Raw genomic sequence first — 6,340 nt, 5'->3', positions numbered from 1 at the left:
GGTGCGCGACGAGAGATCCTGGTTGCCGGTGGCGATCTGGCCCGAGGCCGTCGCGATCGTGTCGGTGCCGGTGCGGACTTCGCCGACGATCTTCACCAGGCTGTCGTTCATCTCCTTGAGCGCCCGCAACAACTGCCCGGTCTCGTCGCGTGACCCGGATTCGATCCGGCTGGTCAGGTCGCCGCCGGCCACGGTGCGTGCCACATGCACGGCCCTGCCCAAGGGCCGGGTGATACCGATCGCGAGCCACCAGGCGCAGATGGCGCCCAGGCCCAGCACCAGCGCGCCGAGCGCCAGAAGCAAATTGCGACTGGCACGGTAGTTGTCGCCGATATGGGCCACCGTATCGTCGATCGATCGCCGCTGGATGTCGAGCAGCCGCTGGACGTTGTCCAGGTAGATCTTGGCTGTGGGCATGAACTGGCGCTCCAACGCCTGGTTGGCCTCTTCCGCCGTGCCCCCGGCCTTGGCCTTGACCACCGCGTCGCGCCCCTCGAGGTACCGGGCCCTGACTTCCTGGAATTCCTTCCACAGCACCTTTTCTTCCTCGCTGACCAGCAACGGTTCAAGTTGCTTCTGAAGGGCCTGGGCTTCCTTGGTGGAGTTGGCGGCCTCTTCGGCGAAGAAGGGGCCGAGGGCAGGATCCGCACTCTTGGCGATCGCGATCGTGCGACGGACGCCCACGGCAACGAGCCGGTACCAGTCGCTGATGATCCGTTCCTTGGCCAGCGGCTGGTGGGTGATATCTTCGGCCGCTTGGGTCACGGCCTGCAGCCGCCAGATGCCGAGCCCGGTCATGAGCGCCATGAGCGCAAGGACGATCCCAAATCCCAGGCCCAGGCGGACGCCGATCTTCAAATGCTGCACGAATAGCTCCTTGTTGCCGGATCGCCCGGCCGTCAAGGTCTATCGGCAGCAGGGCCCCGAAAGTGAAGGGTCTTTCGCAGCGGCGCCTTTTCGGGGCAAGCCGTCGGATGACGATCCGCTTGGCCTGGGGTTGACCCTGGGCAGCCTCCGATGCACCAGCTCGTCCAAATCTTGTACTGTTCAGTCCAAGCATGCCCCAAGCATCCAAACCGCCAACCAAGTCACGCGAGCGAATGACTGACAACGTCCGCTGCGTCATCAACGTCCGCGACCGCCTCGGCGAGACGCCGCTGTGGTGTCCGCGCACCGAAAAGCTCTGGTGGATCGACATCGACCGGCCGCGGCTTCAATCTTTCGACGAGCGCAGCGGCCGCCACGAGGTGCATCGGTTCGAGGGCCACACCTTCCTCGGCGGGCAGGCACTGCATCGCCAGGGGGGATTCGTGATCGCGCTGGACAACAGCCTCTACCGCTTCGAGCCCGGCGACGGCCGCCTCGAACATCTGGTCGACGTCGAGCCGGCCAGCAAGGGAACGCGGCTGAACGACGGTCGCTGCGACAGTCGGGGGCGCCTCTGGATCGGCACCGCCGACGTCGCCTTCAGGGAGCCGCTGGGCAGCTTCTACCGGGTCGGCCCCGACGCCCGCGCGCAATGGCAGTTCGACGACATCATCGTCACCAACTCGATTGCCATCGCGCCGGATGAGCGCACGCTCTACATGTCCGACACGCGCCGCTGCACGATCTGGGCCTTCGACTTCGACGTCGAGGACGGCGTCCTGTCGAATCGGCGCGTCTTCGCCGACTACGCCAACCATCGCGGCCGCCCCGACGGCGCCTGCGTGGACAGCGAGGGCTGCCTCTGGAACGCGGCCTTCGCCGGCGGCTGCGTCATTCGCTACACGCCCGCAGGAAAGGTGGATCGCGTGATCGAGCTGCCGGTCACCAACCCGACCTGCGTCTGCCTGGGCGGCCCCGGCCTGCGCACCTTGTACATCACCAGTTCCACCAATCAGCTGACCCCGGCGGCGCTGCAGAACGAACCGCTGGCCGGCGCGCTGCTGGCGGTCGAGGTCGACGTCCCCGGGCTGCCAGAACAGATGTACGGGACGGCGCCGTGAGTGCCGCCATCGATGGGACGGCGACGCTCGCGGGCCGGACGCAGCGCAGCCCGCCGACAGGAAGGTCTCAGCGCTGATTGCCCGGCCGCGCGGGTTCACTCACCAAGCTGCCGTCCACGTCTTTCAGCAGGCGCTTGAACTCCGGGGAGCCCGAGATGATCGTTCCCGCGGCTGCCCGGAGGCGATCCACGGCTTCGTCGGGCAGCACGAACGTCGTCGGCTGCCGATTCAGGTAGTCCAGCTCCGCCTTGTCCTTCAGCGCGGCGAACGAAACGTCGATCGCGTAGATCTCGGCATTGGGCCCGCGAATCGCAGCCGCGAGCGCCGGGTCCTTGTTGTCCGCCATGGCCTGCGAGTTGCGGACCCGGCGCATCGTGTCCCATCGCGCGGCCATGTCCCGCAGCAGTTCGACCGCCTCGAACGAATAGCGGTCGATCGGAACGCCGCTCGACTTCAGCAGGATCTGCACGCTGCCCGGAGGCGACTCCGATTCGTCCCACTGGGTGGGCGGCACGGACAGCGAATTGACGATGAAGACGACGATTCTCTTGGCGCTGTCGAGCTGCGTCGGCATGCCGGCTTCCTGCATCGCCTCCAGGACCTCGAGCGCGTCGAGCACGCCGCGCATGCCCACGTTGTCCGACACGCCGCCGTCCACCAGGTGCAGATAGGGTCGCTTGACGCCGTCGCCGAGCTCGCTGAGCGACCTCAGCGAGCGGATCGCGCGTGCGGCCGGTCGCGGCGGCTTGTCGGTGTCGAGGAATCGATTCACCCAGGGCGGGGGCGTCATGTGGCAGGTGCCGCCGTAGTTGTTGATCGTGATCGGCGACAGGACCACCGGCACCGCCGACGACGCCGCCGCCGCGCGCGACAAGGGCACGGCGTTCAGGTCCGAGCACAGCACGTCGAAAACGCTCTGCTGGAAGACCACGCGGGCGCCGCTCGAGATGTCCGTTGCCGACGCGAGGATCAGCGGCCCCTTGCCGCGGTTCAGGTCGCCGAAGGTGGCGTTGTTGAAGAGGATCTCGTCATAGAGTTCCGAAGCCAGTTCGGAGCGGCCCCAGCCCAGCGACGACAGCCTGGCCCAGTTGCCCGGATTGAACGAGCGGGAGATGATCGCGCCCTGCACGTTGCGCTTGAGAAAGCGCTGCTCGTAGTCGTCGAACAGCTTGTCGCCATAGAGGCCATAGGCCAGCGCGGTGAAGCTGCCGCCCGAGACGCCGGTGATGATGTCGACCTGGTCGATCAGCCGCCCCCTGCCCTTCGGCGTGACGATCTCGGTGCGGCGCAGGTATTCGAGCACGCCGTACGAGAACGCCGCGGCGCGGGTGCCGCCCCCGGAGAAGGCCAGAATGACCAGCGCGTCCTTGTCCTTGACCTCCGCCTGGCGGGTCTCGAAACGGTAGCCGCTGCCGGGGTTCGCCTGAACGATCGGCGGGTTGACCGGCCGGTTTGCGCAACCAGCGAGAAGCGCCATGCACGCGGCGAGGCACCATGAGGAAAGCTGCGTTCGATTCATCCTTCTCTCCTTGATCTGCCGGCACCCAATCGGCGTCGCCGCCCGATGAAGCCTAGCGGCTAATGTAGACGCCTTGGCATCGGCGCCGCGCCTCTTCTTCGGCTGCCTGCTCCTGCGATCAGGATCAGCGCATCGTGCGCCCCACCGGACCCAGACGGCGGCTCATCGCCCGCTGGGCGTCCTCGACCCATGCGCACAGCAGCGGCCGCGTCGTCGCGGGCTCGATGATGTCCAGCACGCCGAAGCGCTCGGCCGTGCGCATCGGCGACGAGATCGCGTGGTAGCGCGCCTCGAGATCGAGGCGGTGCGCGACCGGGTCCTCGGCGGCTGCGATGTCCTTCTTATAGGCGGTGGCAACGCCGAGGGGAATCGCTCAGCATCGCGCCCGCCAGCCCCACGCAGCGCCGCAGCACGATCGCGAGCCACGGCACGCCCGACTGCTCGGGAACCACGCCGAGCAATTGCGTCATCGGCAGCATGGTCGGCGAACCACGAAGGCCGCGATCACCTCGCCCCACTCGGCATCCGGCAAGCCGAGCACCGCCGCTTCGGCGACGGCCGGATGGCTGTGCCGCGCGTCCTCGACCTCGCGGGCGTAGACGTCGAAGCCGCCGCTGATCATCATTTCCTTGTTCCGGCCGACGATGTAGAGAAATCCTTCCTCATCGAAGCGTCCGAGATCGCCGCTGTAGTACCAGCCGCCCCGTATGGATTCGCGCTCCAGATCGGGACGGCGCCAGAGAAGGACGTGGCCATGACGCCGCCCGCCATCGAACCGGTGCTGCCGGGCCTGCGCCAGCGCAACCGGAACATCGGCGACGACGAACTGCTCCTGCGCTACATGTACGGCGACGAGAAGATCAACGGCCTCGGGCCGACGGCGACGGACGACCAGGCCACGGGTTCTCGCTGGGCGCCAATTGAAAGGCAGATTGCCCGCACTGTCGAAGAGGAAACACTTTTCATTGGACGTCCGGCGCGGCGGCGCGGATCATTGGAGAGCGTGCAAGGGCATGTCCTGCATCCGCCTGGCATGCCCGCGCGGATCGTGGAGGCAATGAAATGAGCGAAGCCATCTACTGTTTCGACACGGCGACGGTGCGGTTCGCGATCTACCCGGAAGGCCTGGCCGGCGAGCGAGTCATCGCCGAGATCTCGGAAGACCCTCTGCGCGACCTGTTCGGCGCTGGCGGCGGCGGCGACACCCTGGTGGAGGCCTACAAGGCGAATGCCGCCATCATCGACGCCTGCGCGCTGGAGCACCATCACTCGGCGCCGCATCACCCCGTGCTGCTGGAAACGCGGGATTTCGAGGCGATGGAGCACATGGCCGGCGCCTGAGCCCCGATCAGGCCAGCCATTGCAGGTCGAAGACGTGTCGGCCCCATGCCGGCATGTCCAGGAACAGGCCGCGGGCCAGCAAGTCGTCACCGGCCCGGTCGTAGACGGCCGGACCGAGCAGATCCCGCAGCCGCAGGCTGCGCCCTGCCATCTGCGAGAAGGGCAAGTGCACGAAGCACTGGGATTGCTGCGGCGAACAGTTCACGGCCACGAGCATCTGCTGCTGCGCGGCGTCTTCCCAACGGAAAGCGATGAAGTTGTCGGCCGTGGGGTTGCCGCCCCATGCCGGAACGCAGTCCAGCAGGGACCAGCCGCCGTCGCGCACGACCGGCAGCCGCAGCACGGCGAGCAGCCGCTCGTAGAACGGCTGGAGCGCCGCGTCCGCGGCTTCATCCGGTGCGCGGACCAGGTGCGGCGAGATCCGGATTCGCCGTCCTTCGAGCTGCCCCTGGTGGAAGAAGCGCAGGCCGGGCGAGAGAAAAGTCAGCACCGCGGCAGCGGCATGCATTTCCGGCGCGAAGGCCGATGCCGCGCGCGGCTCGTCATGGTTCTCCAGAAAACGGGCCAGCCTGTCCTGATAGGCCATGTCCGCCTTCAGATGTTCGCGCACGGGGCTGGCGCGCTGCTCGTGCAGGCGGTCGTACAGGCGCTTGTCGTAGGTGTAGTCGAAGCCTTGCTGCTGCAGGGTCCATTCCATGTCCCAGTAGACCTCGGCCATGAACAGGAACGCCGGATGCGTGCGCCGCACCGCGGCGATCGCCTTCGGCCAGAAGGGTTCGGCCCGGATGCCCCAGGTGCGCTCGAACACCTCGGGCAGCACCAGCATCGCCATGTCGCAGCGCACGCCGTCGCACTGGCCGGCGATGCGTTCGAGCGCGCCGATCATCGCCGCCTGCAGCGCCGGGTTGCCGTAGTCGAGCTGCAGCGTGTCGGGCCAGCCGTCGAAGTACGGATCCCGGCCGTAGGCGAGCAGCAGCGGTCCGCTTGTGGTTTCCACCCGGGTGAAGTTCCGGGGCCAACGCGCCAGGTCGGCTTCCGTGCCATGGACGAAGTGGTCAGGGTGCGCGTGCGTCCACGGATGGTCGGGCGCCATGTGGTTCGGCACGAAGTCGAGCATCAGCCGCAGCCCCCGTTCGCGCATGCGCGCGCGCAGCCGCGCCAGTGCCGCGTCGCCGCCCAGGCCGTCGTGCACGCGGTAGCCGGTGATCGCGAAGCCCGAGCCCTCGATGTCCGCTTCGCGCAGGTCGGGCAGCGTGTGCTCGAACTCGCGCCGCCACGACGGATGGCTGCGCGAGATGCGTTGCGCGGCCTCGCCGGTCTGCCAGACGCTCAGCAGCCAGATCCAGTCGAAACCCGTCTCCGCCAGTCGATCCAGTTCGGCGTCGGCGACGTCGTCCAGCGTCGCCCGACGCCCGAGCGAACGCGACAATTCCGTCAGCCAGACCCGCGTGTTGATCTGGTAGAGCACCGGATAGCGTGGCCCGGGCATGGC

At 67.6% G+C, this 6,340-nt stretch carries 9 protein-coding genes; 3 read left to right on the top strand and 6 right to left on the bottom strand.

Going from position 1 to position 6,340, the window contains the following annotated elements; translation table 11 throughout:
* The coding region (locus tag QTI33_RS34170; RefSeq protein WP_286511049.1) for an MCP four helix bundle domain-containing protein at nt 1–867 on the bottom strand (867 nt) is incomplete at its 3' end.
* Between the two features lie 233 nt (nt 868–1,100).
* Here QTI33_RS34170 and QTI33_RS34165 point away from each other — a divergent pair.
* On the top strand, nt 1,101–1,988 hold the full coding sequence (locus QTI33_RS34165) for an SMP-30/gluconolactonase/LRE family protein (RefSeq protein ID WP_286511048.1): 888 nt from the start codon (nt 1,101–1,103) through the stop codon (nt 1,986–1,988).
* Nucleotides 1,989–2,055: 67 nt separating this feature from the next.
* Here the strand turns inward: QTI33_RS34165 and QTI33_RS34160 are convergent, their stop codons facing one another.
* From QTI33_RS34160 to QTI33_RS34145, 4 genes are all read right to left on the bottom strand, one after another.
* Nucleotides 2,056–3,507 carry a patatin-like phospholipase family protein gene (locus tag QTI33_RS34160; RefSeq protein WP_286511047.1) on the bottom strand — a complete coding sequence of 484 codons (1,452 nt, stop codon included), beginning with the start codon at nt 3,505–3,507 and terminating at the stop codon, nt 2,056–2,058.
* Nucleotides 3,508–3,631: 124 nt separating this feature from the next.
* Nucleotides 3,632–3,769, bottom strand: coding sequence for a hypothetical protein (locus tag QTI33_RS34155; protein ID WP_286511046.1), 138 nt, complete (start codon nt 3,767–3,769; stop codon nt 3,632–3,634).
* Between the two features lie 79 nt (nt 3,770–3,848).
* The gene (locus tag QTI33_RS34150) at nt 3,849–3,986 is read right to left on the bottom strand and encodes a hypothetical protein (protein WP_286511045.1); all 138 of its coding nucleotides are present in this window, start codon (nt 3,984–3,986) and stop codon (nt 3,849–3,851) included.
* Nucleotides 3,974–4,132: an AMP-binding enzyme gene (locus tag QTI33_RS34145; protein ID WP_286511043.1), complete on the bottom strand. Its 159-nt coding sequence runs from the start codon at nt 4,130–4,132 to the stop codon at nt 3,974–3,976. Before QTI33_RS34145 ends, QTI33_RS34150 begins: the two co-directional genes overlap by 13 nt.
* 129 nt (nt 4,133–4,261) lie before the next feature.
* Between QTI33_RS34145 and QTI33_RS34135 the strand changes: the two genes are divergently transcribed.
* Together QTI33_RS34135 and QTI33_RS34130 are read left to right on the top strand one after the other, a co-directional pair.
* A complete protein-coding gene (locus tag QTI33_RS34135) occupies nt 4,262–4,573 on the top strand; it encodes a hypothetical protein (protein WP_286511042.1) in 312 nt (103 codons plus the stop codon).
* Nucleotides 4,570–4,848 (top strand): hypothetical protein, encoded by a 279-nt coding sequence (locus QTI33_RS34130; RefSeq protein WP_286511041.1) that lies wholly within the window; start codon nt 4,570–4,572, stop codon nt 4,846–4,848. The genes QTI33_RS34135 and QTI33_RS34130 overlap by 4 nt, the downstream gene beginning before the upstream one ends.
* A 7-nt stretch (nt 4,849–4,855) precedes the next feature.
* On the opposite strand, the gene QTI33_RS34125 is transcribed toward QTI33_RS34130, so the two are convergent.
* Nucleotides 4,856–6,337, bottom strand: coding sequence for an alpha-amylase family glycosyl hydrolase (locus QTI33_RS34125; RefSeq protein ID WP_286511040.1), 1,482 nt, complete (start codon nt 6,335–6,337; stop codon nt 4,856–4,858).
* Nucleotides 6,338–6,340: the final 3 nt, after the last annotated feature.

Origin of the sequence: Variovorax davisae, assembly GCF_030316845.1 — a bacterium.
Taxonomy (GTDB): Bacteria; Pseudomonadota; Gammaproteobacteria; order Burkholderiales; family Burkholderiaceae_C; genus Variovorax; species Variovorax davisae.
The sequence above is the reverse complement of the archived record's forward strand: the minus strand, read 5'-3'. Positions and strand labels throughout refer to the sequence as shown.